General features: G+C 73.1%; 20 protein-coding genes and 1 pseudogene. 8 read left to right on the forward strand and 13 right to left on the reverse strand.

The features are described from left to right. The coding region (locus ADL08_RS19585) for a DUF4394 domain-containing protein (protein ID WP_159042986.1) at positions 1–433 on the forward strand (433 nt) is incomplete at its 5' end. A 58-nt stretch (positions 434–491) separates the two neighbouring features. On the opposite strand, the gene ADL08_RS19590 is transcribed toward ADL08_RS19585, so the two are convergent. The 4 genes from ADL08_RS19590 to ADL08_RS19605 form a co-directional block, all read right to left on the reverse strand. Next, the gene (locus ADL08_RS19590; protein ID WP_053644710.1) at positions 492–1,238 is read right to left on the reverse strand and encodes an anti-sigma factor; all 747 of its coding nucleotides are present in this window, start codon (positions 1,236–1,238) and stop codon (positions 492–494) included. Then, positions 1,235–1,834: an ECF RNA polymerase sigma factor SigK gene (gene sigK / locus ADL08_RS19595; protein WP_199837042.1), complete on the reverse strand. Its 600-nt coding sequence runs from the start codon at positions 1,832–1,834 to the stop codon at positions 1,235–1,237. Before sigK ends, ADL08_RS19590 begins: the two co-directional genes overlap by 4 nt. A gap of 116 nt (positions 1,835–1,950) precedes the next feature. Next, positions 1,951–2,385 (reverse strand): ATP-binding protein, encoded by a 435-nt coding sequence (locus tag ADL08_RS19600; protein WP_053644714.1) that lies wholly within the window; start codon positions 2,383–2,385, stop codon positions 1,951–1,953. A gap of 198 nt (positions 2,386–2,583) precedes the next feature. Beyond that, entirely contained in the window at positions 2,584–4,092 is a 1,509-nt protein-coding gene (locus tag ADL08_RS19605; RefSeq protein ID WP_053644716.1) for a glutamate synthase subunit beta, read from the reverse strand. Positions 4,093–4,434: 342 nt separating this feature from the next. Here ADL08_RS19605 and ADL08_RS19610 point away from each other — a divergent pair, with 342 nt between their 5' ends. Genes ADL08_RS19610 through sbnA form a run of 5 tightly spaced genes read left to right on the forward strand, consistent with a single transcriptional unit; the run spans position 4,435 to position 12,587 of the window. Beyond that, a complete protein-coding gene (locus tag ADL08_RS19610) occupies positions 4,435–6,966 on the forward strand; it encodes a Pls/PosA family non-ribosomal peptide synthetase (protein ID WP_053644718.1) in 2,532 nt (843 codons plus the stop codon). Then, entirely contained in the window at positions 6,966–9,458 is a 2,493-nt protein-coding gene (locus ADL08_RS19615; protein WP_053644720.1) for a non-ribosomal peptide synthetase, read from the forward strand. The genes ADL08_RS19610 and ADL08_RS19615 overlap by 1 nt, the downstream gene beginning before the upstream one ends. 25 nt (positions 9,459–9,483) lie before the next feature. Continuing rightward, positions 9,484–10,485, forward strand: coding sequence for a TauD/TfdA family dioxygenase (locus ADL08_RS19620; RefSeq protein WP_053644722.1), 1,002 nt, complete (start codon positions 9,484–9,486; stop codon positions 10,483–10,485). Then, complete coding sequence (sbnB, locus tag ADL08_RS19625) at positions 10,482–11,528, forward strand: 2,3-diaminopropionate biosynthesis protein SbnB (RefSeq protein ID WP_053644724.1); 1,047 nt, start codon at positions 10,482–10,484, stop codon at positions 11,526–11,528. Before ADL08_RS19620 ends, sbnB begins: the two co-directional genes overlap by 4 nt. 60 nt (positions 11,529–11,588) lie before the next feature. Next, positions 11,589–12,587 carry a 2,3-diaminopropionate biosynthesis protein SbnA gene (gene sbnA / locus ADL08_RS19630; RefSeq protein ID WP_053644726.1) on the forward strand — a complete coding sequence of 333 codons (999 nt, stop codon included), beginning with the start codon at positions 11,589–11,591 and terminating at the stop codon, positions 12,585–12,587. A 3-nt stretch (positions 12,588–12,590) separates the two neighbouring features. Here sbnA and ADL08_RS19635 read toward each other — a convergent pair whose 3' ends face one another. The 5 genes from ADL08_RS19635 to ADL08_RS19655 are packed head-to-tail and all read right to left on the reverse strand — an operon-like array spanning position 12,591 to position 18,115. Beyond that, on the reverse strand, positions 12,591–13,412 hold the full coding sequence (locus ADL08_RS19635; protein ID WP_053644728.1) for a DUF1295 domain-containing protein: 822 nt from the start codon (positions 13,410–13,412) through the stop codon (positions 12,591–12,593). Beyond that, entirely contained in the window at positions 13,409–14,695 is a 1,287-nt protein-coding gene (locus tag ADL08_RS19640; protein ID WP_053644730.1) for an SAM-dependent methyltransferase, read from the reverse strand. Before ADL08_RS19640 ends, ADL08_RS19635 begins: the two co-directional genes overlap by 4 nt. Further along, entirely contained in the window at positions 14,692–16,056 is a 1,365-nt protein-coding gene (locus tag ADL08_RS19645) for an SAM-dependent methyltransferase (protein WP_078967983.1), read from the reverse strand. The genes ADL08_RS19640 and ADL08_RS19645 overlap by 4 nt, the downstream gene beginning before the upstream one ends. Then, positions 16,053–16,859 carry a DUF1365 domain-containing protein gene (locus tag ADL08_RS19650; protein WP_234352193.1) on the reverse strand — a complete coding sequence of 269 codons (807 nt, stop codon included), beginning with the start codon at positions 16,857–16,859 and terminating at the stop codon, positions 16,053–16,055. Before ADL08_RS19650 ends, ADL08_RS19645 begins: the two co-directional genes overlap by 4 nt. Beyond that, positions 16,856–18,115: an NAD(P)/FAD-dependent oxidoreductase gene (locus ADL08_RS19655; protein ID WP_234352194.1), complete on the reverse strand. Its 1,260-nt coding sequence runs from the start codon at positions 18,113–18,115 to the stop codon at positions 16,856–16,858. Before ADL08_RS19655 ends, ADL08_RS19650 begins: the two co-directional genes overlap by 4 nt. Positions 18,116–18,495: 380 nt before the next feature. Between ADL08_RS19655 and ADL08_RS37240 the strand changes: the two are divergent. Both ADL08_RS37240 and ADL08_RS19665 read left to right on the forward strand, forming a co-directional pair. Then, a pseudogene (locus tag ADL08_RS37240) lies at positions 18,496–18,621 on the forward strand (PucR family transcriptional regulator); the annotation flags it as partial. A 266-nt stretch (positions 18,622–18,887) separates the two neighbouring features. After that, positions 18,888–19,661 (forward strand): dienelactone hydrolase family protein, encoded by a 774-nt coding sequence (locus ADL08_RS19665; protein WP_053644734.1) that lies wholly within the window; start codon positions 18,888–18,890, stop codon positions 19,659–19,661. Positions 19,662–19,694: 33 nt separating this feature from the next. On the opposite strand, the gene ADL08_RS19670 is transcribed toward ADL08_RS19665, so the two are convergent. From ADL08_RS19670 to ADL08_RS19685, 4 genes are all read right to left on the reverse strand, one after another. Next, entirely contained in the window at positions 19,695–20,309 is a 615-nt protein-coding gene (locus tag ADL08_RS19670; protein WP_053644736.1) for a TetR/AcrR family transcriptional regulator, read from the reverse strand. Between the two features lie 339 nt (positions 20,310–20,648). Then, on the reverse strand, positions 20,649–22,244 hold the full coding sequence (locus ADL08_RS19675; RefSeq protein WP_053644739.1) for a succinic semialdehyde dehydrogenase: 1,596 nt from the start codon (positions 22,242–22,244) through the stop codon (positions 20,649–20,651). A gap of 15 nt (positions 22,245–22,259) precedes the next feature. Next, the gene (locus ADL08_RS19680) at positions 22,260–23,180 is read right to left on the reverse strand and encodes an acetoacetate decarboxylase family protein (protein ID WP_053644741.1); all 921 of its coding nucleotides are present in this window, start codon (positions 23,178–23,180) and stop codon (positions 22,260–22,262) included. Positions 23,181–23,344: 164 nt separating this feature from the next. Next, a complete protein-coding gene (locus ADL08_RS19685; RefSeq protein ID WP_053644743.1) occupies positions 23,345–24,589 on the reverse strand; it encodes an NADH:flavin oxidoreductase/NADH oxidase family protein in 1,245 nt (414 codons plus the stop codon). Positions 24,590–24,694 lie beyond the last annotated feature (105 nt).

Consider the following 24,694-nt stretch of genomic DNA (forward strand, 5'->3'; position numbering starts at 1 on the left):
CCACAACATCGACGACCCGGCCGCCCCGAGGACCACCACGGTCGACGGCACCCTCACCAACCCCACCACGCCGCCGTCCACCGCCCTGGGCGTCACCGGTGCCGCGTACACCAACAACGACCTCGACACGGCCACCGCGACCACCCTGTTCGACGTCGACACCACCAACGACCGCGTCTCCCTGCAGTCCCCGGCCAACGCCGGAACCCTCGCCCCCACCGGCAACCTCGGTGTGAACGCCGGCCCCTCGGCCGGGTTCGACATCTACTACAAGCCCTCCGACGGGACGAACCACGGCTTCGCCGCCCTGAACACCGACGACAAGCAGCGCTTCTACGAGGTCGACCTCCTCACGGGGAAGGCCACCCTCGTCGGCGCCTTCCCCGCCGCCCGCCAGGTCGTCGACGTCGCCCTCCCGCTCGACCAGCGCTGACCCGCGCGGACGGGCCGGTGGCGGGCCGCTCCCGCCCGCCACCGGCCCGTCCACCGGCTCACGTCTCGATGGGGACGAGGCCCAGGGGCTCGGTGGTGGGCTGTTCGGAACCCCCGGCGGGTTCGACGGTGATGCCGACGGCGACGGCGTCGCCGAGGGAGCCTTCGAGCAGGCGGGTCGCCGCCTGGCCGGTGCCGGGGAGCAGGCCGGCGGGCCGCAGGTCGCCCGCCTCGGCGGCGTACCAGAGTTCGTAGACCTGGTCGTCGGTCAGGGCCGGCAGGCCACCGGCGGTGAACGCGGCCCGGTCCTGGCTGCGGGAGACGACGACGGCGACGGTCGCTCCGTCGCTCAGCTCCTCCGTGTGGAGGGCGGCGTCGGACGCGGTGAGGATGTCGGCGAAGGCCGAGCCGTAGCCGTGCGCCCGCTCTTCGGCCAGGGCGGCCTCGGCGCGGGCGTCCTCGGCCTGGGAGCGCTGCCACAGGGCGATGCCGCCGAGGGCGACGGCCGCGGCGAGGGACGCCGCAAGGGCCATGTCCAGTACCCGCCTGCGGGGCCGCGCCGGCCGGGGCGCGCGCTCCTGGCGGACGGTTCCGATGCGTTCGAGGGTCCGCTGCCGCAGTTCGGGGGGCGGGTCGACGCTTTCCACGGACGCGAGCAGGGTCGTCGCCCGCCGGAGCTCTTCGACCTCGCCGCGACAGGCGTCGCAGCCCGCGAGGTGGTTCTCGAAGGCGGCTTCCTCGGCGGGGGAGAGGGCGTGGAGGACGTACGCCCCGACGTCGTCGTGCGGACTCTCGGCAGGATTCATGATCCGCCCTCCAGACAGACGCGGAGCTTTCGCAGACCTGCGCGCATCCTCGACTTCACCGTTCCCGTCGGGGCCGACAGGGACCGGGCCACCTCGACGCAGGTGAGCCCCTCGTAGTAGGCGAGCACGAGCGGGACCCGGTGGACGGCGTCCAGCCGGCTGAGACAGCGGTACACGCGCCGGTACTCGTCCCTGCCCTCGACGGTCTCGGCGACCTCGTCGAAGGAGCGCGCGGGGGACAGCATCGCGGCGCGCCGCTCCCGGTCCGCGCTCGCCTGCGCGGCACGCACCCGGTCGACGGCCCGGCGGTGGGCGAGGGTGAGGACCCACGTCCTGGCCGTGCCGCGCTCGAACCGGTAGCGGTCGGCGGTGCGCCAGACCTCGACCATGACGTCCTGCGTCACCTCCTCCGCCTGCGCGGCGTCGCGCAGGATCCGGCGGGTCAGGCCCAGGACCTGACCGACGAGCGCGTCGTACACGCCGACGAACGCCTCCTGGTCCCCGTCGGCCGAACGGATCAGCAGCTCATCCAGCTTCGCCTGCGGCACGCGCTGCTCACCGTCCTCTGTGTCAGTCGGCCGCCGTACTCGCGACACGGCTTCGGTGCACGGGGATCGCCCTCGCCCGACTCTGCCCGCGATCTCGTGCGGGCGCCGTACGGCAGGAGCAATCGGGTGAGGACTCCGACAACTCCGGCGGCGGACGGAGGGGATCACGGCGGTCCTTCCGGCCCGTTCCCGCCGGTTTCCAGGTCGAGCGCGACGTGCAGGGACTTGCCTCCGAGGGCGGGGACCACCTTGATGCGGCCGCCGAGCCCGCAGATGACGGGGAAACCGAAACCGCCCCGCTCGTCACCGGGCCTCTCCCACGACGTCCGGGGGAGTTCCTCGCTCCGGTCGGCGACGGCGATGTCGAGCAGCGGTCCGCGGACCGTCAGCGTCAGGACGCAGGGGCCGCGCGCGTGACGAACGGCGTTCGTGACCAGTTCGGAGACGATCAGCACGGCTTCCGCCGTCCGGGCCGGCCGTGCCCGGGAGCCCGCCAGCCAGCGCCCGGCGACGCGGCGGGCGACCGCCGGGGTCTTCAGGTCGTAGGGCAGGGCGACGCTCTGACGTGTCGCGCCGGGCGACGGCATCGTGGCGATCATGACTGCCTCCTGGAGGGGATCGCATCGGTGGGCGTGGATCTGTACTGAGGATTCGAAGCCGCGCCGCCCACGGATGACGTACCAGGGTGACGGATCACCGCACGCACGTGCCGGGAACGACCGGGACCCGGATTTCGAACCCGCCCGGCCGACCGGGGCCCGCCTTCCGGGTTTCCGCCCTCCGGTACCCCCGCCCGGCTACACCAGCGGCCCGTCCGCGGCCGTGATCGGAGCGGGGAGGTCGCTGGAGCCCCTCAGATAACGGTCCGCCGCCGCCGCGGCCGACCGGCCCTCCGCGAGCGCCCAGACGACCAGGGACTGCCCGCGCCCGGCGTCGCCCGCCACGAAGACCCCCTCCGGGACCGGCCCGCCCGCCGGGGGGCCCGGGTCCGCCGCCCGCGCCGCGAAGTCGGCGGCGCGGGCGAAGTTGCCCCGGCGGTCGGGGACGAGCCCGAGCGCCGCCGTGAGGGGCGTGCCGTGCCGGGGGCCGCGGAACCCCAGGGCGAGCAGCACCAGTTGCGCGGGCAGCGTCCGCTCGGTCCCCGGGCGCGGAGCCCTGTCCGACGGGTCCACCTCCGCGAGGCACACCGCCTCCACACGGCCGGCGGCGTCGTGCTCGAACCACAGGGCGGCCGCGCCGAAGACCCTCGGGTCGTCGCCGTCCCGGTCGCGGGCCTCCTCGTGGGCGTGCGAGACGCGGTGGATCCTCGGGTGGACCAGCGGCCACGGCTCGCTCTCCCGCCGGGACGGGCCCGCCATCGGGTTGATGTCCACGTGCACGACGGACGCGGCGCCCTGGCGCAGGGCGGTGCCGAGGCAGTCCGTCCCGGTGTCACCGCCTCCGATGATCACCACGTCCCTGCCCTCGGCCGTCACGAACGGCCGGGAGCGGTCGCCCTCGGCCGCCCGGTTCGCCGCCGTCAGGTACTCCATGGCCTGGTGGACGCCCTCCGACTCCCTTCCGCGCACCGGGAGTTCACGCGGTTCCGTCGCTCCGACGGCCACGATCACCGCGTCGTGCGCGTCCCTCATCGCGGTCGCGTCCAGGTCGGTGCCGACGTCGACGCCGGTGCGGAACAGCGTGCCCTCCTCCCGCATCTGCGCGATGCGCCGGTCCAACTGCCGCTTCTCCAGCTTGAAGGCGGGGATGCCGTAGCGCAGCAGCCCGCCGACGCGGTCGGACCGTTCGAAGACCGTGACGCCGTGGCCGGCCCGGGTGAGCTGCTGCGCCGCCGCGAGCCCCGCCGGGCCCGAGCCCACCACCGCGACCGACCGGCCCGTCAGCCGCTCCGGCGGGTGGGCGCGGACGTGGCCCCGCGCCCACGCCTCGTCGGCGATGGCCTGCTCGACGTTCTTGATGGTCACCGGTTCCGCGCGGAGCGCCAGGACGCAGGCGTCCTCGCAGGGCGCCGGACAGACGCGCCCGGTGAACTCGGGGAAGTTGTTGGTCGCGTGCAGCCGGTCCGATGCGGTGCGCCAGTCGTCGTGGGCCGCGTACGCGTTCCACTCGGGTATGAGGTTGCCGAGCGGGCAGCCCCCGTGACAGAAGGGGACGCCGCAGTCCATGCAGCGGCGGGCCTGGAGGGAGACGAGCGGCAGCAGGGCCTGGCCCGCGTACACCTCGTCCCAGTCGCCGCGGCGCTCCGGGGAGGGCCGTGCGGGGACGGGCCGACGGGGTGTGGTGAGGAAGCCGAAGGGGTCGGTCATGCCGCCCTCCGCAACGCTGCTCGGGGGTTCGACGGAAGTCCTCCCAGCGTACGTCCGCGACGCGACGGTGCGCCGGGCCGATGGCACGGCACCGCCCGTAGGACGAGAAGGACGAGAAGGGCGGGAAGGGCGAGGGGGACGAGAAGTTCGAAAGGATCTTCATCGATCCAGGGGGCGGCAACGAATCACCTGTACGACATCCGTCGCGGACCGCCCCACCACAAGGGCCGGTCGATCCGAGACTCCAGTACGCGGCAGCCGCCGCCTGGTCGCGGAAACGGGACGGGCGCACCGGACCGGGAGCCGACACGGCTGCCCCGGACCGACCCGGGGAGTTCCCTCATGACACAGAAGTCGCTCGACGCCGAGAACCGCGCGGGTACCGGAACGCAGCAGGCACTGGCCCGGCTGCTCGCGGACGTCGCCCACCTGGACGACGTGTCCCTCGACAGCCACTTCTTCGACGAACTGGGCACGGATTCCCTGGTCATGGCGCACTTCTGCGCACGGGTGCGGAAGCAGGGCGACCTTCCCGACGTGTCGATGCGGGACGTCTACCGGCATCCGACGATCAGAAGCCTGAGTACGGTCCTCGACGCCGGCGAACCGGCTCCCGCCGCCGCCCCCGCTGCCGACATTACCGCCGACGACATCGCCGACGGCGTCGCCGAGGCCCGCCCGCCCGGCCCCGAGCCCCCGCCGGAACGCCGGCGGCGACGGGCGCTGTGCGGTGCGCTGCAATCACTGTGCTTCGTCGGCTACGCCTTTCTCCTGGCCTTCGTCACGGCCCGTGGTTACGACTGGATCTCCACCGGCGCCAACCTCTGGGACGACTACCTGCGGTCGGTCGTGTTCGGCGCCGTGACCCTGCTGGTCCTGTGCACCCTGCCGATCGTCGCGAAGTGGCTCCTCGTCGGCCGCTGGAAGGCGCAGCGGATCCCGGTCTGGAGTCTCGCGTACGTCCGCTTCTGGCTGGTCAAGACGCTGATACGGGCGAATCCGATGGCTCTGTCCGTCGGCTCCCCGCTCTACGTCCTCTACCTCAGGGCGCTCGGTGCGCGCATCGGCCGGGGAGTGACCGTCCTCTCCCGCAGCGTTCCCGTGTGCACCGACCTGCTGACGGTCGGCGACCGCACGGTCATCCGCAAGGACGCCCTGTTCAGCTGCTACCGCGCCCGCGACGCCGCGATAGAGACGGGCACGGTCGCCCTCGGGCACGACGTGGTCGTCAGCGAGGCGACGGTGCTGGACATCGGCACGTCGATGGGCGACGGGGCACAGCTCGGGCACGCGTCCTCGCTGCATCAGGGCCAGCACGTGCCCGACGGCGAGCACTGGCACGGATCACCGGGGCAGCCGACGGACGCCGACTTCCTGGCGGTGGCTCCGGCCCGCTGCGGCGCGGTGCGGCGCGCGGGCCACGGCTTCGCCCAGATCGTCATGGCGCTGCTGGTGTTCGCACCGATCGCCGTGGGGTGCCTGGACGTGCTGCTCGCGAAGGCCCCGCAGCTGACGACGGTGCTGGAACCGGGGCCCACCGCGCTCGCCGACTGGGTCTTCTACGCCGACCTGCTGCTGGTGACGGCCGTCGTCTTCTTCGGCGGCCTTCTGATCACCCTGATCGCCCTGGCCGTCGTCCCCCGCGTGCTCGGCCGGCTCGTGACCCCCGGGCGGGTGTATCCCCTGTACGGCGTCCACCACGCGGCGCACCGGGCGAGCACCCTGCTGACCAACAGAAGGTTCATGACCCGCATGTTCGGCGACAGCTCCGCCGTGGTGCACTACCTGCGCTGGATCGGCTACGACCTGTCCACCGTGGAGCAGACCGGCTCGAACTTCGGCACCGCGGTCAAGCACGAGAGTCCCCTGCTGAGCTCCGTGGGCCGGGGGACCATGGTCGCGGACGGGCTGTCGCTCATGAACGCCGACTACTCGAGCACGTCCTTCCGCGTGACCCGCACCGTCATCGGCGCGCACAACTTCCTCGGCAACAGGATCGCCTACCCCTCCCGGGGCAGGACCGGCGACAACTGCCTCCTGGCGACCAAGGTCATGGTTCCCGTCCACGGCCCGCTCCGGCACGACGTGGGCCTGCTCGGATCACCGAGCTTCGAGATCCCCCGCTCGGTGGTGCGGGACAGCACCTTCGACGCCCTCGCGCAGGGCGAGGGCCTGCACCGCCGCCTGCTCGCCAAGAACCGGCACAACGCCGCCACCATGGCGTGGTTCCTCTTCACCGGCTGGATCTACTTCTTCGCGGTCACCCTCCTCTACGCGGGAGCGGCCGACCTGTACGCCCAGTGGGGCGTCACGGCCCTCGCCCTCGCCAACACCGTGCTGCTGCCGTTCACCGTCCTGTACTACGTGCTGATCGAGCGCGTGGTCACGGCGGCGCACCCGCTCGGACCGCTCTTCTGCTCGATCTACGACGTCCGCTTCTGGCGGCGCGAACGGTACTGGAAGGTCCCGTCGGAGGCGTACCTGCAGGTCCTGAACGGCACCCCGTTCAAGAGCCTCGTGTGGCGACTGCTCGGCGTCCGGATCGGCGCGTCGGTGTTCGACGACGGCTGCAGCCTGACCGAACGGACCATGGTCACCATCGGGGACGGCTGCACCCTCAACGCGGGCAGCGTCGTCCAGTGCCACTCGCAGGAGGACGGCACCTTCAAGTCCGACGTCAGCAGGATCGGCGCCGACTGCACGCTCGGGGTGGGCGCCCTCGTCCACTACGGCGTCACGGTCGGCGACGGCGCCCGCCTGGCGGCGGACTCCTTCCTGATGAAGGGCGAGACGGTCCCCGCACACGACCGCTGGTCGGGAAACCCCGCACGACCGACCGCCCACGAGCACGACGCCCACGGAGGCGAACGATGATGACGGAAACGGCGATCACGGGCGCACCGCACGCGCAAGCCCCCGACGGCCACGCGTCCACGACCGTGCCGAGGTGGGCCCCCCACCCGGTGCCGGGCACCGAGGAGCACACCGGGACCGTCCTCCCCGCCCGGCTGACCACCGCGCTACGCACCCGCGCCGACGAGTTCGGAGTGCCGGTCGCCGCCGTCCTGCTGGCCGCCCACGCGAAGGTGCTCTCCGCGCTGTCCGCCGATGCCGAGGTCACGACCGGCTACCTGTCTCCGGGCGCGCACCGCCCGACGGCCTGCCGGCTGACCGTCGGACCCGGCACCTGGCGCCACCTGACGGAGGAAGCCCACCGCGCGCTGCGGCTCCTGCCCCGCACGGGGCGGCAGCGGACCGACGCACCGCCCGAGGTCGTGTTCGACCCGTCCGGAGACGGACGCGCACCGCACGGCACGGCACTGTGCGTGAGCACGTCCGAGGACGACCCGCGCGTCCTGCGACTGCGCTACCGCACCGACGTGCTCGACAGCGGCGCGGCCGCCCGCATCGGCGGCTACCACCTCCGCGCGCTCGAACGGATCGCCGCCGCCCCCGAGGAACACCACGAACGCCACACCCTGCTGTCCGCCGAGGAGATCCGGTTCCAGACCGAGGAACTCGGCGGCCCCACCCGGCCGGTACCGGACCGCCGCTTCCACGAACTGTTCGAGGAACGGGCGCGCGAGCGTCCCGACGCCGTCGCGGCCGAGTACCGCGGCACGCGCTGGACCTACCGCGAGCTGAACGAACGCGCCAACCGCCTGGCCCGCGCCCTGCTCTCCGAGGGACTGGAGCCCGAGGACGTCGTCGCCGTGGTCACCGAACGCACGCTGCACTGGATGGCGGCGGTGATCGCCGTCCTCAAGGCGGGCGGGACCTATCTGCCCGTCGACCCCGGTTACCCGTCCGGACGCATCGCCGCGATGCTCGCCCGCTCGGACTGCGCCCTCGTGCTCACGCAGTCCGACGCCTCCCGGAACCTCGACCGGGCCCTCGCAACCCGGCCCGGCACGCGCACGCTCCTCCTCTCCGCCGTCGCCGAGAGCACCGCCCGCGGCGACGACCCCGCGGTCGCGGTGGCGGCGGACCGGCCGGCCTACGTCTACTTCACCTCCGGATCCACCGGCGAGCCGAAGGGCGCCGTGTGCGAACACGCCGGCATGCTCAACCACCTCCTGGCGAAGATCGACGACCTCGGCATCGAAGAGGGCCACGTCGTCGCGCAGACCGCCTCGCAGTGCTTCGACATCTCGCTGTGGCAGCTCCTCGCCGGACCACTGGCCGGCGGGCGGACCCTCATCGTCGAGCAGGAGGCCGTCCTCGACGCCGACAGGTTCCTCGACACCGTCGCCGACGGCCGGGTCACGGTGCTCCAGGTCGTCCCGTCGTACCTCGACGTCCTGCTGTCCGCGCTGGAGCGCACACCTCGCCCCCTGCCCGACCTGCGCCGCGTGTCGGTCACCGGAGAAGCGCTGCACAAGGGTCTCGTCCAGCGCTGGTTCGCCGCGCTGCCCGGGATTCCCCTGGTCAACGCCTACGGACTGACGGAAACGTCCGACGACACCAACCACGAGGTGATGACGGGCGTGCCGGACGGCGACCGGATACCGCTGGGCCGGCCCGTGGCCAACGTACGGGTCTACGTGGTCGACGACCACCTGGTACCGGTTCCCCTCGGGGCCCCCGGAGCCATCGTCTTCTCCGGAATCTGCGTGGGCCGCGGCTACGTGAACGACCCGGAGCGCACCCGGGACGCCTACCTCCCCGATCCGTACCATCCCGGGCAACGCCTCTACCGCGGAGGAGACTTCGGCCGCTGGCTGCCGGGAGGAAAGCTCGAATACCACGGCCGTCGCGACGCCCAGGTGAAGATCCGCGGATTCCGCGTCGAGATCGGCGAGGTCGAGAACAGCCTGCTGCGGCTCCCCGGCGTCCGCGACGGCGCCGTCGTCGTCACCGGCGAGGAGGACCACGCGCGCCAGCTGGTGGCCTTCTGCACCGGCCCGCGGCCGGCGGCCGAGGACGCGCTGCTCCGGCAACTCGGGGAACTGCTGCCCGCCTACATGGTTCCGGCTTCCGTGCACTGGCGGCGGGCCCTGCCGCTCACGGCCAACGGCAAGGTCGACCGCGCGGCCCTCGGCGTCCTCGCCCGGGACCTCGGCCGGTCCGACGACGCCCACCGCCCGACCCGTACGCCGACCGAGCGCCGGCTCGCCACGGCCTGGGCGCACGTCCTCGGCGTACCGGACGACAGCATCGGCCGGCGGGACGACTTCTTCGCCCTCGGCGGCACCTCCCTGTCCGCCGTACGCCTGGCCGTCGCGCTGGACCGCACCGTCTCCCCGCGCGACCTGACAGCGCATCCCGTCCTGGCCGACCTGGCCGTTCTGATCGACGAAAGGGCCCGTCCACCCCGGACCGGCCCCGAGGCCGTCCGGGCCGTCGCACCGCCGACACCTTCATGAACCACGCACCGAGGAGAGGAACGTCATGTTGTCCGCACTGTTTCGCAGGCCGGTGACACCGGAACCCGCAGCGATCCACGAGAGCGCGGCCCCTCCGGACCCGGCCCGCTGGCCCGACTCCTACAGGAAGGAACTGCTCGACCTGGTCGCCGCGCACGGCGCGGTCCTGGTCGGCGGACTGGACCTGCGAGGCGCGGCCGACGTCGAGACGGCCGTCCGGAGGACGACCGACCGCCCCATGAGGGAGACGGAGGGCTTCGCCCCCCGCGAGACCCGTGGCGAGGGCCTCTACTCGTCGGCCGTCTGGCCCGCCAACCAGCCTATGTGCATGCACCACGAGCTGAGCTACGCGCGCCGGTGCCCCGGCCTGCTGTTCTTCGCCTGCCTGGAGCCGCCGACCGACGGCGGAGCCACCGCCCTCGCCGACGCCGCCGACGTCCTCGACGCCCTTCCCACGTCCCTGGTCCAGCGGTTCGAGGACGAGGGCTGGCTGCTCGAACGCTCCTACAACGGCGAGATCGGCGCCACGCTGTCCCAGGCGTTCGGCACCGAGGACCGCGGAGCCGTCGACGCGTACTGCCGGACCAACGACATCGAGACCGCGTGGCAGCCCGACGGAACGCTGCGCACGCGCCAGCGGCGCGGCGCGGTGGTACGGCACCCGGCCAGTGGCCGACGCTGCTGGTTCAACCAGATCGCCTTCCTGAACGAATGGACGATGGCCCCCGAGGTGCGGGAGTTCCTCATCGAGGAGTACGGCCCCGGAGGCCTGCCCTTCACCACGCGCTACGGCGACGGCGACCCGGTGCCACGGGAAGTGGTCGAGCGGATCAACGAGGCCTACGACGGGGCGACGGTCCGCCGGTCGTGGCGGGCCGGCGACCTGATGATCGTCGACAACCTGCGCACCGCCCACAGCCGGGAGGCCTACACGGGACCGCGCGACGTCCTGGTGGCCATGGCCGACCCGATCGACCCGGTCGACCCGCCGTCCCCGGGCCGGCCGCAGAGGAGGACCGAGGCATGAGCACTTCTGTCGCCGCACCCGTGGTGCCGCCGTTCGCCGTCGTCCCCGGACGACAGGTCAAGGAGGTGCTCCGCGGCCGGGAGAGCGCCGTGACGAAGGTCGTCGAAGACACCTACCGGCTGCACGCCGCCGGACACACCGTCAACCCGCCCTCCTCCTTCCTGCGGTTCACCGACCGGCCCGCCTCGCGCATCATCGCCCTCGCGGCCTCGCTGGGAGGAGACGAGGCCCGGGTGGACGGGCTCAAGTGGATCGCGAGCTTCCCCGGGAACGTGAAGTCGGGCATCCCCAGGGCCTCGGCCGTCCTCATCCTCAACGACCCCGTCACCGGTTACCCCTTCGCCTGCATGGAGAGCTCGGTCATCAGCGCCGCCAGGACCGCCGCGTCCGCGGCGGCGGCGGCCGACCGGCTCAGCCGGGGACGGCCGCGGCCCACCCGCGTCGGCTTCTTCGGCACCGGCCTGATCGCCCGCTACATCCACACCTATCTCGCCGGCATCGGCTGGACGTTCGAGCACACCGGCGTCCACGACCTGTCGGAAGACAGCGCGGCCGGCTTCCGGCTCTACCTGGAGCAGACGGGGAACACCGGGCCCGTCACCGTCCACCACGACCCCGAGACGCTCATCCGCACCAGCGACCTGGTGGTCTTCGCGACCGTCGCCGGCCGGCCGCACGTCACCGAGGCCTCGTGGTTCGACCACAACCCCCTCGTGCTGCACATCTCGCTGCGCGACCTCGCCCCCCAGGTCCTGCTGTCCGCGACCAACATCGTCGACGACGTCGAGCACGTCCTCAGGGAGTCGACCTCGCCCCACCTCACGGAACGGCTCACCGGCGACCGGTCCTTCCTCGACGGCACGCTCGAGGACGTCATGGCCGGACGCGTGACACCGCCACCGGACCGTCCCGTGATCTTCTCGCCCTTCGGGCTCGGAGTCCTCGACCTGGCGGTCGGCAAGTACGTCTACGACGAGGTGGCCCGGTCCGGCCGACTGCTGCTCGTCGACAGTTTCTTCGACGAGCTGAACCGCTACGGATGAGGCGGTCCCGTCCGGCCGGGCCGTCCGGCCGGACTGTCCGACCACGAGAAGGAGAGCACCGTGACCGTCATATCCGTCCCGCAGGCCTTCAACGAGGAGGACCTGTACGTCGACCTCGGGCCGACGATCGGGCACCCCCTGTTCCTCAAGTGCGAGGGCTTCAACTTCGCCGGCTCCATCAAGCTGAAGGCGGCGACCGAGATGGTGGAGGCCGCCGAACGGAGTGGGATCCTCACCGAGGACTCGATCCTCGTCGAGTCCTCCTCGGGCAACCTCGGCGTCGCCCTGAGCATGATCGCGGCCGGCAAGGGCTACCGCTTCCTCTGCGTCACCGACTCCCACTGCAATCTGACCACCCGCCTGATGATGGAGGCCATGGGAGCCGACGTGCACGTCGTCTCCGACGAGGCGGGCGGCAGCGGTCTCCTCGGTGCGCGGCTCGCCTTCGTCCGCGCCCTGTGCGCCTCCGACGACCGGTGCGTGTGGCTCAGCCAGTACACCAACGCGAACAACTGGAAGGCCCACTACCGCAGGACGGCGCCCGCCATCGCCCGCGCGTTCCCGCAGCTCGACACCCTCTTCGTCGGGGTCGGCACCACGGGAACCCTCATGGGCTGCGCGCGGTTCTTCCGCGCCTGGAACCCGTCGGTGCGCATCGTCGCCGTGGACAGCGTCGGCTCCGCCATCTTCGGCGGCGTGCCGGGACGCCGCATGATCCCCGGCCTCGGCATGAGCATGAGGCCGCCCCTGCTCGACGAGGCGTACGTGGACGAGGCGGTGTCCGTCGAGGAGGCGGACACCGTGCGCACCTGCCGCATGCTCGCCCGGCGCGGATTCCTCTTCGGGGGATCCACCGGCACGGTCGTCAGCGGGGCGACCGGCTGGCTGGCCCGCCACGGCACCCGGGGAACCACCGCCGTCGCGATCGCCCCGGACCTCGGCGAGCGCTACCTCGACACGATCTACCAGTCCAACTGGGCGCAGGCGCTGTACGGCGACGACGTCCTCGTACCGGACAGGAGGACCGTCGACGCGGGCGGAGCGGGGAGCGAGCGGTGACCGTCACCTCCGGTGCCGCGAGGGAGTTCGACGCGGCGGCCTGGGGAGGAAACCGCTGGTCCGGGCGGCGTACGCGGCGTAGCCGGGGCGGTCGGCCATGCGTTTCTCCAGCAGGCGCTTGCCGCTGCCGACGGTCAGCAGCAGGGTCATCACGACGGGGGAGACGAGACCGGCGAGGGCCGTCTGCCAGGTGGTGCAGGCCAGCAGGTACAGACCCCACCAGACGAGGGCGTCGCCGAAGTAGTTGGGATGACGGGTCCACGCCCACAGCCCCCGGTCCATGACGCGGCCGCGGTGCGCGGGGTCGGCCTTGAACCGGGCCAGCTGACGGTCGCCCACGGCCTCGAAGACCAGCCCGGCCGCCCACACGGCCACCGCGACGGCGTCGAGCGGACCCAGCGGCGAGGGACTGAAGGCGGCCAGCTGCACGGGCAGCGAGATCAGCCAGACGAGGCCCGCCTGGAGCAGGTACACGCTCCGCAGCGCGTACCAGGTGCGGTTCCCCGGCGCCTTGTCGAGGAGCTCGGCGTAGCGCGGGTCCTCGCCGTGGCCCCGGGAGCGGTGGGCGATGTGCAGCGAGAGCCGCAGCCCCCAGACGGCGGTGGCCGCGGTGACCAGCAGCCGCCGCCCGTCGTCGCCGTGCCCGTCGGACAGCACGAAGGCGGCGACGGCGACGGCGCCGAAGGCGATCCCCCAGGCGATGTCCACGACGCGGTGCAGCCCCAGGCGCACGGCGACGGCGAACGTGACGAGCAGGACCCCTCCCGCCACGGCGGCCGTCACGGCGAGACAGGGGACGAGCGCGCCCCAGTCGGGCGGGCTCACGACCGGCCGTCCGGGCCGTACCAGGCGGCGGGGGTGTCCGGCATGCCCGAACCGCCCTCGCGCGTGGGGCGGACGGCGAGGATCTGGTCGACGCCCATGCGCCGCTCCGAGAACGCCAGGGAGGCACCGGCCAGGTAGAGGCGCCACACGCGGCAGGTGGTCGTGCCGACCAGCGCCTCGAACCGGGGCCACTCGGACTCCAGCCGGTCGCGCCAGGCGTCGATGGTCCGCGTGTAGTGCTCGCGGACCGACTCGACGTGCCGGGCCTCGAAACCGGCGGACTCCAGCACGTCCACGGTCCTGCCGACGGGACGCATGTGCATGTCGGGCGCGATGTAGGTCTCGATGAACGGCCCTCCGCCCGGCGCGTTCGCCCCCCGGGACATCTGCTGGACGAACAGCCGGCCGCCGGGGCGCAGCGCGCCGTGCAGCTTCGTCGCGAAGTCCGGGTACTCGGCGTCGCCGACGTGCTCGCCCATCTCGACGGTGGACGCCGCGTCGAAGCCCGCCGCGTCGATGTCGCGCCAGTGCCCGAGCTCCACGTCCACCAGACCGGCCACGCCCTCGCGCACGCACCGGTCGGCGACGAAGTCCCGCTGGGCGCGGGAGAGGGTGACGGCGGTGACGCGGGCCTTGTGCTCGCGGGCGGCGTGGACGGCGAGCGATCCCCAGCCGCAGCCGACGTCGAGCAGCCGGTCCCCGGCGCGCAGGCCGAGCTTGCGGCAGATCAGCTCCAGCTTGTCCCGCTGGGCGTCGGCCAGACCGTAGGACGGGTCGTCGGGACGGGCCCAGTACCCGCACGAGTACGCCATCGACTCGTCGAGCAGCAGCGCGTAGAAGTCGTTCGACAGGTCGTAGTGGTGGCTGATCGCGGCCCGGTCGCGGCCCGTGGTGTGCAGCCGTCCGCCGAGCCGGGCGCGGCCGCCGGGGCGGCGCGGCGGCGGCCCGGCCGCGCCGAGGCGCACGGCCAGGGCGCCGGCCGCCGCCAGAGCGGCCGGCCCCGGCCGGGCGACCCCCTGGTCCCGGACGGCACGCCCGGCCCGGGACAGGGCCAGGGCGAGGTCCCCCTCGACGTCGAGGTCCCCGGTGACGTACGCCTCCGCCAGGCCCAGTTCGCCCGGCTGCCACAGCAGGCGGCGCAGGGCCGCGGGGGAGCGGAGCGAGACGCGGGGCGCGTCGGCGGGGCCGGCGGCGCTGCCGTCCCAGGCGTGCAGCCGCACCGGCGGCGGACCGGTGACGAAGTGGCCGAGCAGTTCGGCGAGACGTTCGGCGACGGGTCTCATCGGGGGGTTCCTTCGGTCAGGAGGAGCTGGCGGACGTCGAGGTAGCCGGAGCGGAACCCGGCTTCCGAATAGGCGAGGTACAGCTCCCACATGCGCCGGAAGACGGTGTCGAAGCCGAGGGCGGCGACGTCGCCGCGCCGGGCGGTGAACCGCTCCCGCCACAGGCGCAGGGTCTCCGCGTAGTGCAGGCCGTAGCCGTTGTCGGCGACGGTGCGCAGTCCGGCGGCGGTGGAGTGCTCCTCGACGGCCTCGCGGGAGGGGATGAGGCCGCCGGGGAAGACGTACTTGCTGATCCACGTGTGGGTGGCGGCGGTGTGCAGCATCTGCCGGTGGCCCATGGTGATGGCCTGGAGGGCGACCCTGCCGCCGGGGGCGAGCGCACCGCGCAGCGTCTGGAAGTAGGAGGGCCAGTACTCGGCCCCGACCGCCTCGATCATCTCGACGCTGACGACGGCGTCGTAACGGCCCTCGGCGTCCCGGTAGTCGCGCAGCTGGATGTCGACCCGGTCGGCCAGGCCGGCCGCCCGGACCCGCGCGCGGGCGAGCTCCGCCTGCTCGGCGGAGAGGGTGAGGGTGGTGACCCGCGCCCCCCGGGCCGCGGCGCGCAGGGCGAGCTCGCCCCAGCCGGTGCCGATTTCGAGCAGCCTCGTGTCCGCGCCGACCCGGGCGAGGTCCAGGAGCCGGTCGATCTTGCGGTGCTGGGCGTCCCGCAGGGAGGCGAAGCGGGCGGGGAAGGCGTGGAACACCGCGGAGGAGTAGGTGAGGGTCGGGTCGAGGAACGTGGCGAACAGGTCGTTCGACAGGTCGTAGTGGCGGTGGACGTTCTGCCGCGCCCCGTCGGGGGTGTTGCGGTCGGCGGCCGGCCGGGCCGCCACCCACAGGGACCGCAGCCCGCGCAGCGGGGCGGGCACCAGGTCGTCGACGTGCGCGGCGAGGCGGGTCAGGACCCCGGGCAGGTCGTCGCTGTCCCACTCCCCGGCCATGTAGGACTCGCCGAAGCCGATCAGGCCGGCGTCGCCGATCCTGCGGTAGAAGGCGTCCGGGGCGTGGAGCGTCAGCCGGGGCGGGGCCGGTGCGGCGGGGTCCGCGACGCCGCCGTCGGGCGCGAGGAGCGACAGGTCCTTCAGCGCCCTGCGCACCAGGTGGCGGGCGAGGGCCGTCCGGCCGGGCCGCGCCTTCGGCAGCCGGGCCACGTCCGGCCAGCGGCCGGCGTCCACGGCGTCGACGGCGTCGACCGCGTGAACGGCTTCGGTCGCTTCGGCGGCGCGCACGGCCGCTGCCGGATCGGGCTGGGCCGGCACGAGGACGGCGGGCCGCGGAGCCCGGGCGCGGCCGGGGGAGACGGGGGAACGAGGATTCACAGCAGGGTGTCCTTCTTCGTGGCGTGCGAAGGGGCCGGGGAGCGCGGGGCGGGCGGGGCGCACGGGCCCCGGGAGGGCGGGCCGCTCCCGGGACGGGGCAGGACGGGCAGCCCGCGCAGCCACAGGCGGATGCCGTGGTGGCGGATCCCGGCCCACACCGCGGCCGTCGACCACGGTCTGCGCACCGCGCACCTCAGCAGGGCGGCGGTGGTGGCGGGACGCCGGCGGCCCCGCACGGTCGCGGTGAACGGACCGCCGTCCCCGGTCCGCAGCCGCACCTCCAGGCGCAGCTCCTCGCCGGGCGACGGCAACCGCATCCGGTAGCGGCCCTCGACGGCGAAGAACGGGGAGACGTAGAAGGCCTTGTCCGCCTCGGCGGTCCCCCCGGCGTCGGGGCGGAGCAGGTAGCAGTGCCGCTGCCCGTACGTGTTGTGGACCTCGGCCACCACGCACACCGGGGCGCCGGTCGCGTCGTGGCACCAGTACACGCTCAGCGGGTTGAAGACGAAGCCGAACACCCGCGCGTGCGCGAGCATCACGACGCGTCCTCCGCCCAGGTCGACGCCGTGGTCGGCGAGGTACGCGTCGAGGCCCGCCCGGATCGACCCGGCACGGCCCGTGAAGTGGTCGCGGGCGTCGAACCGGGCCAGCGGCCGGACCGGCGCGGGCAGCACCGGCAGCGCGTCGAGGTCCACGCACCACAGGTACGTGCGGTGCCGGAAGGAGTGGCGCAGCGGCGCGGTGCGCGCGTGGGCGACCACGCACTCGTACAGCGCGGGCGTCGCCGGGCCGGTGCCGGTCACCACCGCACGCCCAGGGCCCGGGCGGCGAGCACGCCGGAGCGGCAGCCGTCCTCGTGGAACCCCCAGCCGTGCCACGCGCCCGCGTACGCCGTCACCCCGGTGTTCAGACCGGGGAGTTCCCTCTGCGCCGCGACCGAGGCCGGTGTGTAGACGGGGTGTTCGTACACCATGCGCTCCACCACCCGGTCCGGGGCGACGAGGTCGTCGCCGCCGAGGGTGACGACGTACTCGGCCCCGGCCGGCAGCCGTTGCAGGCGCCGCATGTCGTAGCTGACCCGCACCGGGTCGGTGGAGGGGTCGCAACCGGTCAGGTGGTAGTTCCAGGACGCCCGGGCGCGGGGCGAGCGGGGCAGGACGGAGGTGTCGGTGTGCAGCACGGTGCGGTTGCGGGAGTACGTGAAGGCGCCGAGCACCCGCCGTTCGTCGGGGGTCGCGTCGGCGAGCATCCGCAGCGCCTGGCCGGGGTGGGCGGCGATGACGACGGCGTCGTACGCCTCGGTGGCGCCGCCCCGGACGGTGACCAGCGCGCCGCCCCCGGTCCGCCGGACGGATGCGACGGGGCTGGCGGTGCGGACGCGCTGGACGCGCTTGGCGGCGGCGTCCACGTAGGCGGCCGAGCCCCCGGTGACGGTCCTCCACTGCGGGGACCCGGTGACGGACAGCAGGCCGTGGTGGTCGAGGAACGCGAAGAGGTAGGCGGCCGGGTGGGCGAGGGCGGTGCGGGCCGGGCAGGACCACACCGCCGACACCAGCGGGAGCGCGAAGTGGCTGACGAAGTAGGGGGAGAAGCCCTTGTCGCGCAGGAAGTCCCCGAACGTGGTGCCCGGATGTCCCCCTCGGGCCAGCAGGCGCCGGGCGGCGCGGTGGAAGACGGGGACCTCGGCGAGGAGTCGCAGGTAACGGCCGCGCAGGGCGCCGCGCGAGGCGAAGAGCCCGGCGGGGCCGCGGGCACCCGCGTACTCCAGCGCGCAGCCGTCGCACCGCACCGACATGCTCATCTCGGTGTCCTGCGTGGTGACGCCCAGCTCGCCGAAGAGCCGCAACAGGGTCGGATAGGTGCGCTCGTTGTGGACGATGAACCCGGAGTCCACGGGCACCGCCCGGCCTCCGGGCCCGGCCAGCTCCCGGGTGTGGGCGTGACCGCCGAGCCGTCCGTCCGCCTCGTACAGGGTGACCTCGCGCGACGAGGACAGGACGTAGGCGGCGGTCAGCCCCGCCACCCCGGCGCCGACCACTGCCACCTTGCGCTGTTCCACCCGAACCTCCCGCCACCCGACACGCCGCGACCGCGGCGTGATTCACCCGTACTTCGCAGCCGGGGGGCGGGCGGATTGGAAGGTGTTGCCGGGGCCGGTTCCGGTCAGCGGCAGCGCGCGGTGAATCCGTTCGCGGCCGGGCCCCGGCAGAAACCGGTTCCCGCTGCGCGGCTCGTAGTGGACCGAGTCGCCGTCGGCGTTCTGCCCGAAGCTCTGGACGTCGCCCCGGGCGGCCCGGGTGGACCGGCGTCCCGCGCGTGGACGACGACCGCTGCATCGCCACCTCCGCCTTCGAGTGGCTTCCCGGCGTCACCGTGCACCAACTCCCGCGACCTCGTGCACCGGCGGCCCTCGGAGACCCGCTCCGGGAGCCGCGGCTGCCCGACCTGGCGCGGCGTCTCGCCGGCACGCTGCTCGCCTGGATCGCGATCTCCGGCGGGGCCCCGGAGGTCGCCCATCGCCTCGGCGCGCACCCCCGGACGGCCCGTTACCGCCCGCGGCAGATCGAGGCGCGGCGCCGCGACCCGTCCCCCACCCTGGCCCGCATGTGGTCACGTTGTCGTACCAGGTACCCGAATTCGTGGACCATGTTGGGGAGATGACTACCGGGATGGCATCGCGCCGCACACGGATCGGTGACCCGGTGCTCTTCTGAGCGCCGCGAGGGCCGATGGGGGCCCGTTGCCCGATGGGGGGCCTCGCACTGCCGCGCGGGCTCCGCCTCCGTCGTGTTGATCAGAGGCTCGGCACATCAACCACGACAGGAGGACCCATGCCCACCAAGACGTCGCGGATCCCCACTGCGGACGGCCGGGCCGACGCGTTCATCGCCTTTCCCGACCGCGGCGAGCGGTATCCGGGGGTGCTGATGTACACGGACGGCTTCGGCATCCGGCCCGTGCTGCGGGAGATGGCCCGAGAACTGGCCGGGCACGGGTACTACGTGCTCGTCCCCAACCTCTTCTACCGGCACGGCCCGGCCCCGGTGATCGAGCTTCCCGAGCACATCGGAGAAGAGGCCCGGCCCGCGGTGTTCGCCCGGCTGATGCCCTTGATCGAGGCGCACACCACCGAACGCGTCCTGCGCGACGCCGACGCCTACCTCGGGTTCCTCGCCGCCCGGCCCGAGGTCGACGCCGGTCCGGTCGCGGTGACCGGCTACTGCATCGGCGGCCTCCTGGCGACGCGCACCGCCGCGGCCCACCCCGGCCGGGTGGCCGCCCTCGCCGCGTTCCACGGCCCGGTGGGAGCCGACGGGCCCGACAGCCTCTCGAAGCTCACCGCCGAGGTCCACTTCGGCCACGCCGAGAGCGACCTGACGCCCCAGGCCCTCGGCGAGCTCAACCAGGCCCTGGACGCCGCGGGTGTCAGGCACACCTCCGAGATCTACCCCGGCACCGTCCACGGCTTCACCATGTCCGACACCGAAGCCTTCAGCGCCTCCGGGCTGAAGCGCCACTGGGACCACCTGCTCCCTCTCCTGGACCGCACCCTGCGTGACGGCCGAGGCTCCGGCGGCCGGCGTCACCTGCCCGCCTACCGCTGAGCACGCCCTCCGGACCGGGTCGGCACCGGCGGCTCAGACCGCCGCCCGCGCGGCGGCCGCCGTCCCGGACATCGCGGGGGCGGCGTGGAACAGGGCGTGGACGGCGGCGGTGACCTGGGTGGAGACCACTTCGGGAGTGGAGGTGTCGAGTTTGCCGTCGAGGTGGAGGAAGGCCAGGCCGTGGACGAGGGCCCACACCGTGGTCGACAGGGCGTCCGCGTCCACGCCGGGGAAGGTGGCCCGCACGATGGTGCGGACGTACTCCGAGATGGCGGCGGTCGCGGCGACCCGTTCCTCGCTGGTCGGATCGCAGGGTTCGGCGAACATCGCCCGGAACAGGGCCGGGTGCTCCAGCGCGAACCGCACGTAGGCGACGGCCACCGCGGCGAGTTCGTCGGGCGTCGAGGGCGCGGGGTGGGCCCCGGCCAGGTGCTCGGCGAGTTCGCGGTACCCCTCGGCGGCCACGGCGGAGACGAGCGCGTCGCGGTCGGCGTAATGGCGGTAGGGGGCGGTGGCCGACACCCCGGCACGCCGGGCGACCGCGCGCAGCGACAGGCCCGCGCTGCCGTCCTCCTCCAGGAGTTCACGCGCGGCGCGCAGGCAGGCGGCCCGCAGGTCGCCGTGGTGATACGTGCCGGTCTGGGGCATGGGTCGCACATCCTTAATGTTCATGGTGCCCACATTTCCTCTCCGATGTGAACGCCGTATACATCGTAGGCGATCGAAAAGGAAGAGGGAACCGGGAACCGGATCGCCGAAGTGGCCACGGGGGAGAACACGGCGGGACCCGGCCGGCTTCCCGACGAACGGATGTCCATGCTGTACGGGCGCTGGGCCGCGGGTCGCACCGGCCTCGCCGTCACCCCCCGGGGGCGTCGGTGCCTCCGTAGGCGATCGGGCGAAGAGGGCGGGCCCGTCGTGTCGACGGGCCCGCCCTCTTTTCGCGGCGCGGCCCGGCCGGGGCCGCTGCCGTACGACAGCCTCCGTTCAGCGGACGCCGGCCGCCTTGAGGACCTTGAGCGCTCCGGTCAGGAGGGTGGCCCAGGTCTCGGGGCTGACGCGGGCCGGTGGGTAGAAGCCCTGGAGGCGCTGGTGGGCGACGGTCTGGGGTTCGGTGTACTTGAGGATGCCGTCGGCGCCGTGGCGGCGGCCGAGTCCGGAGTCGCCCATGCCGCCCATGGGGGCGTCGACGCTGCCCCAGGCGGCGGCGAAGGCCTCGTTGACGTTGACGGTGCCGGCGTGCACGCGGGCGGCGACGGCCCGGCCCCGGGCGCCGTCGCGGGACCAGACGCTGGCGTTGAGGCCGTAGGCGGTGGCGTTGGCCCGGGTGACGGCGTCGTCGACGTCGCGGTAGGTGTAGAGGGAGACGACGGGGCCGAAGGTCTCGTGGGAGTGCAGCGTCATGTCGGGGGTGACGCCGGTGAGGACGGTCGGTTCGTAGAAGAGCGGGCCGAGGTCGGGGCGGGCCTTGCCACCGGCCAGGACGGTGGCGCCCTTGGCCACGGCGTCCTCGACGTGTTCGGTGACCGTCTTGAGCTGGGCGGGGGTGGTGAGGCTGCCGACGTCGACGCTGTAGTCGTACGCGGCGCCGATCTTGAGCTTCTTGGTGCGGGCGGTGAACGCGGCGACGAACGCGTCGCGGATGGACTCGGCGACGTAGAGGCGCTCGACGGAGACGCAGAGCTGCCCGGCGGAGGGGAAGCAGGCGTTGACGGCGCCCTCGGCGGCCTTGTCGATGTCGGCGTCGTCCAGGACGATCATCGGGTTCTTGCCGCCGAGTTCGAGGGAGGCGCCGATCAGGCGCCGGCCGGCGTCGGCGGCGATCTGGCGCCCGGTGGCGGTGGAGCCGGTGAACATCATGTAGTCGGCCTGGTCCATCAGCGCGCCGCCGATGGAGCCGCCCCGGCCGATCACCATCTGCCACACGTCCTCGGGCAGCCCGGCCTCGTACATCAGGTCCATCGACCACAGCGCGGTCAGGGCGGTCTGGGTGTCGGGCTTCTGCACGACGGCGTTGCCGGCCATCAGGGCGGCGATGGTGTCACTGGCGGCCATGCTCAGCGGGTAGTTCCACGGCGAGATGACGGTGACCACGCCCTTGGGGCGGCGCAGCTCGGTGGTGTGGGTGAGCAGCGGGATCGCGCCCCTGCGCCGCTTGGGGCCCAGGTACCTGGCGGCGTTGCGCGCGTAGTAGCGCGAGACGATCCCGATGTCGACGACCTCCAGGAAGGCGTCGCGGCGGGTCTTGCCGTTCTCGGCCTGCATCAGGTCCAGGGCCTGGTCCTGACGGGCGAGCACCAGGTCGTGGTAGCGCAGCAGGATCCTCTTGCGCTCCGCGAGCGGCGTGGCCGCCCAGGTCTTCTGGGCGACCCGTGCCCGGGCGAACGCGGCCTCGACGTCCTCCGGGGTGGAGACGGGGAAGTCGGCCAGGGGGACACCGGTGTAGGGGGCGCTGGTGGTGACCCGGGCGGCGTTCGGCGCGGCCGACACCCGGGCGGTCAGGTGCTGGAGGAAGGCCGGGGTGACGGTCGGGGGAAGGCCCGGGCCGCGGATGGTCGTCGGGACGGCGGGTGCGGTGGCCATGGCGGGGCTCCTCTGTTACTTGCTGCGGCGCGGGACCGAGGTGGGGACCGGCATGTGGAGGGCGGCCTGACCTTCGGTCATGACGTCGAACTGGATGGTCCGCTTCGGCTTGAGCGAACGCAGGTCCTCGGACATCCGCCCCTCGCCGAGCTGGAGGGTGACGCCCTTGGTGCCGCGCGTCGTCCCGGCGTTCAGCACGTTGGTCTGGTTCAGCGTGGAGTGCCAGGCGCCGTTGATCTTCGTGTACGAGGTGAGCGAGCCGACGCGCTCACCGCTCGCATGAGCCCGCTGGGTCGGGGTGTTCGCCAGGAGCGCCAGGTCGACCCCACCGGAATCGTTCGCCACGCGCGCGGTGGTCCGGTGGTCGTCGATGTCGACGTCGAGGCCGGTGACCCACTTGGGGAAGCCGTAGCCGTCGTGGCCCCGGACCCGGGCGATCTCCGAGTTCACCGGCAGGGACAGGACGTAGGAGTGCAGGTGCTCGTTCTTCAGGCCGGAGACGAGGTCGAAGAAGCCGAGCCCGCCGTGCCGGGCGGGCTTGACCGCGATGCCCACGGCGGCCTCGGTGTAGAAGTCGATGTCGCACACGTCGTAGCGGAAGAACATCACCGAGACGAGCCCGAGGCCGGGCGCGACCTCCAGCGGCGAGAGCTCCTCGGGCAGCCGGGCGCGGATCGCACGGGACGGCGCGAGCATCGTCAGCCGGGCGGACGACATCGCGTAGTAGAAGTTCGGGGTCAGCGTGGGACCGATCGGCGAGTCGACCTTGATCTTGGGCAGCCGCCGGAAGAAGTCCACGCCGCTGACGCGCGGGTCGCGGGCGACCGCGTCCAGGTCGGGGGCCATGCGGTACCGGTCGTACAGGCCGCCCCTGGGGACGGTGACCTCGCGGCCTCCCAGGTCGACCTCGACGGTGTCCTTCTGGTCTGAGGGCATGGAGGTTCCTCACTCTCGTGTAAGGGGTGTACGCATGACTGTGAAATGCCGTGTCCGCATCATCGGCGAGGGGGGCGGGGATTCTGTGGACGACCGCGGACGGCGAGGGCCCGCGCCGGTTCCACCCGACCCTCGTCCCCCCTGTGCCGGGGGAGCGGCACCGCTCAGGCCGCGCTCCGGGGCTTGGCCAGCCAGGTGCGGTAGCCGCGCAAGGCCTTGCGCTGCTTGAGCTGTTCGGAGATCAGGGCGATCGCCGGGTGGGTGCCGGGCCTGGGGGTGTTTCCCCGGGCGAGGCGGCGCATCTGGTGGCGGACCTGGGCCATGCTCGCGGCGGAGGCGAGGGCCTTGTCGGACCAGGTCACCGGTCGCATGGGGCGGTCGGCCTCGCGATCCCGGCGCCAGCGCTCGGGCAGGTCGGGGGTGACGGCGAGGGCGGTGCCCATGCCGATGACCGCCACGCCGCTGTCGAGGACCCGCTCCGCCGTCACGCGCTTGGTGATGCCGCCGGTGAGCATCAGGGGCAGCGGGCTCGTCCCGACGAGGTCCTTGGCCAGGTCGAGGAAGTACGCCTCGCGCGCCTGCGTACGGGTGTCGGTGGAGCGGCCGGTCATGGCGGGGCTCTCGTAGCTGCCGCCGGAGAGTTCGACCAGGTCGACGCCGAGCGGTTCCAGCATCTCGATGACCTGGCGGGCGTCGTCGGCGTCGAAGCCCCCGCGCTGGAAGTCGGCGGAGTTGAGCTTCACCCCCACGGCGAAGGAGGGCGAGACGGCGGCCCGGACGGCACGGACGATGTCGAGCAGCATCCGGGCGCGGTTCTCCAGGGACCCGCCCCACTGGTCGGTGCGCTTGTTGACCAGCGGGGAGAGGAACTGCGAGAGGAGGTATCCGTGCGCGGCGTGAACCTCCACGCCGTCGAAGCCCGCCTCTTCGGCGCGACGCGCGGTCACGGCGTACCGCGCCACGGTCTCCTCGATCTGCTGCGGGGTCATGGCGGTCGGGCGGCCGAAGCGGCTGCTGTGCTTGCCCAGGCTGACGCCGATGTCGGTCGGGCCCCACACCACGCCGGGCATGTCGGAGGCGACCTGGCGGCCGGGGTGGTTGATCTGCATCCATATCGCGCCGCCACCGGACTTGGCGGCCTTCGCCCACTCGGTGAACGGCTCCAGCGGGGCGTGCTCGTCGAGGACGACGCCGGCGGGGCCGGTCAGCGCCTCGGCGTGGACCATGACGTTGCCGGTGATCAGCAGCCCGGTGCCACCGACCGCCCAGCGCCGGTACAGCCTGAACAGCTGCTCGTCGGGCAGCTGGCCGTCGCCGGCCATGTTCTCCTCCATGGCCGCCTTCGCGATCCGGTTCTTCAGTACCCGGCCGGAGCGCAGGGGCAGCGGTGAGAACAGCTCGCTGGTCATACGGATTCTCTCTTTCCTCGTGATCGCCTACGATGTGTGCACCACTTACATTAGCGCATCGATGTAATCAGCGTAAACATCGAGGGGTGTGGGCTGCGTCGCAGA

The organism is Streptomyces sp. NRRL F-6492, from assembly GCF_001280125.1.
Lineage (GTDB): Bacteria > Actinomycetota > Actinomycetes > Streptomycetales > Streptomycetaceae > Streptomyces.

Excerpts from the sequence above, each read along its gene's own strand:
- ADL08_RS19590 (WP_053644710.1), bottom strand. The coding sequence starts at position 1,238 with ATGAATCCTGCCGAGAGTCCGCACGACGACGTCGGGGCGTACGTCCTC.
- ADL08_RS19600 (WP_053644714.1), bottom strand. The coding sequence starts at position 2,385 with ATGATCGCCACGATGCCGTCGCCCGGCGCGACACGTCAGAGCGTCGCC.
- ADL08_RS19605 (WP_053644716.1), bottom strand. The coding sequence starts at position 4,092 with ATGACCGACCCCTTCGGCTTCCTCACCACACCCCGTCGGCCCGTCCCC.
- ADL08_RS19610 (WP_053644718.1), top strand. The coding sequence starts at position 4,435 with ATGACACAGAAGTCGCTCGACGCCGAGAACCGCGCGGGTACCGGAACG.
- ADL08_RS19615 (WP_053644720.1), top strand. The coding sequence starts at position 6,966 with ATGACGGAAACGGCGATCACGGGCGCACCGCACGCGCAAGCCCCCGAC.
- ADL08_RS19620 (WP_053644722.1), top strand. The coding sequence starts at position 9,484 with ATGTTGTCCGCACTGTTTCGCAGGCCGGTGACACCGGAACCCGCAGCG.
- sbnB (WP_053644724.1), top strand. The coding sequence starts at position 10,482 with ATGAGCACTTCTGTCGCCGCACCCGTGGTGCCGCCGTTCGCCGTCGTC.
- ADL08_RS19640 (WP_053644730.1), bottom strand. The coding sequence starts at position 14,695 with ATGAGACCCGTCGCCGAACGTCTCGCCGAACTGCTCGGCCACTTCGTC.
- ADL08_RS19665 (WP_053644734.1), top strand. The coding sequence starts at position 18,888 with ATGCCCACCAAGACGTCGCGGATCCCCACTGCGGACGGCCGGGCCGAC.
- ADL08_RS19670 (WP_053644736.1), bottom strand. The coding sequence starts at position 20,309 with ATGCCCCAGACCGGCACGTATCACCACGGCGACCTGCGGGCCGCCTGC.
- ADL08_RS19675 (WP_053644739.1), bottom strand. The coding sequence starts at position 22,244 with ATGGCCACCGCACCCGCCGTCCCGACGACCATCCGCGGCCCGGGCCTT.
- ADL08_RS19680 (WP_053644741.1), bottom strand. The coding sequence starts at position 23,180 with ATGCCCTCAGACCAGAAGGACACCGTCGAGGTCGACCTGGGAGGCCGC.
- ADL08_RS19685 (WP_053644743.1), bottom strand. The coding sequence starts at position 24,589 with ATGACCAGCGAGCTGTTCTCACCGCTGCCCCTGCGCTCCGGCCGGGTA.